This is a genomic window from Coprobacillus cateniformis, assembly GCF_009767585.1.
In the GTDB taxonomy this organism is placed as follows: domain Bacteria; phylum Bacillota_I; class Bacilli_A; order Erysipelotrichales; family Coprobacillaceae; genus Coprobacillus; species Coprobacillus cateniformis.
Genome location: NZ_WSNW01000018.1, coordinates 1 through 1,731, shown reverse-complemented (window position 1 = coordinate 1,731; position 1,731 = coordinate 1). Strand labels below are relative to the sequence as shown.

Below are 1,731 nucleotides of genomic sequence, written 5' to 3'. Positions count from 1 at the left end.
TCTCCTCGTATAATATATTTTGTAAAGATGACTAGTCATCTTTACAAGTTTATTTCAATATTGGATTTTCCTAAGTTATAATAGAGTTACTAGTCACTCTATTATTGGAATTTATTCTAATTCTCCTTGAAGTATCTTCATGATATCTTCTATAGAAAGTCTGTTTCTCAACTTTAGAATGTCTCTGCTTACCGAATGTTGTTTGTTCAATACTTTTGTGATACGTAGCCTTTGATCTGTATTGTTCTATTCTTATGGCGAGGTCGCATCATGTCTAAAGAACGGAGGTCTTTCCAATATTTTGTTTCTAGTTTTATCTTTTTTGAAAGGTGGTGATCCCATGAACACTCTCTTTGTAGGTATTGATGTTTCAACCAAAAATAATCAAGTCTGTGCTGTTAACTTTAATCAGGATGTTTTCTTTAATCTCTCTTTTCCAAATAACCCTGATGGATGTGATCTTCTCATTACATCTGTCTTGGCTTTTGTTGATAAAGAAAAGTTCGATTCCATCATCATCGTTACTGAATCAACTTCTATATATGACTATCATATTTGTGCTTATCTTTCATCTCAGCTTTCGATTGTCGGCACTTCTGTCATCATATATTCTGTTAATGCCAAATCCATTGCCAATTATAAGAAGTCTTATATTGAAATGGAAAAAACTGATCTGGGTGATGCTTTTTTGATTGCAGATTTTGCTCGTGTTGGTCGCTGTAAAAAGCTTCGTCCCTTTAAAGCTGCTCAACATATCGCTCTTAAACGTCTCACTCGTGAACGTTATCATTTAGCTGAGCAGCTTATTAGAGAAAAGAATTACGTTCTCAACAATATCTATTTAAAGGTTTCTGGTCTTATGACCCTTCCTCATAAGGATTTGCCTTTCAGTGATAATTTTTCTGCTTCCAACACGAAATTTTTAACTGATTATGCTTCCCCTTTTGATTTGGCTGAAAAACCTTTGGATGAAATCATTGAATATTTCAAATCTGCTTCTCAAAACAGATGTGATGATTATGGTAAAATTGCTTCTCTTTTTGATAAAGCGATTCGTTCTTCCTATAGACTTGATAAAACTGCATATGACCCTATAACTATCTCAATTACTGCTTCTATCAACCTGATTCAATGCATTGAATCTCAAATCAAGATGGTTGATAAGGCCATTGAGAAGGAAATGAAAGGTCTTTATCCTAACGGATATCAATCTCTGATGTCTATAACAGGTATCGGACCTGTCTTTGCAGCAGGTATACTTTCTGAAATTGGTGATATTTCCTATTTCAAAAGTGATGCTTCATTGGCTAAATATGCCGGTTTCCATTGGAAGAAGAATGACTCGGGCAATTTTATTGCTGATGAAAAACATTCAGCGAATTCATGTAATAAATATTTAAAATATTACATAACTCAATCCACACAGATGTCAGTGATGCATGGCTTTGATTATACGACTTCTTTTTATCGTAAGAAGTATAACGAAGCCTCTACACACAAGCATCGTAGAGCACTCGTCCTTACATCAAGAAAACTAGTTCGTTTAATTTATGTCTTGCTACGTGACAGTAAATTATACGTTTCTGTGTCTCATGACACAGTCATTGAGTAATTTGTCAATTTCATAAATTTTTTCATACTTCTTTTTAGTGTACTCTTTTTTAGATGATGGTTTTTGATTTATCTAAAAAAGATTTTATTTATTTTCTTGACATTTTACCGAATGACTTT

General features: G+C 33.3%; 1 protein-coding gene. It reads left to right on the top strand.

Features of this window, described 5'->3' with window-relative positions; genetic code table 11:
* Nucleotides 1–340: 340 nt before the first annotated feature.
* Nucleotides 341–1,612, top strand: coding sequence for an IS110 family RNA-guided transposase (locus tag GQF29_RS18155; RefSeq protein ID WP_008790900.1), 1,272 nt, complete (start codon nucleotides 341–343; stop codon nucleotides 1,610–1,612).
* Nucleotides 1,613–1,731: the final 119 nt, after the last annotated feature.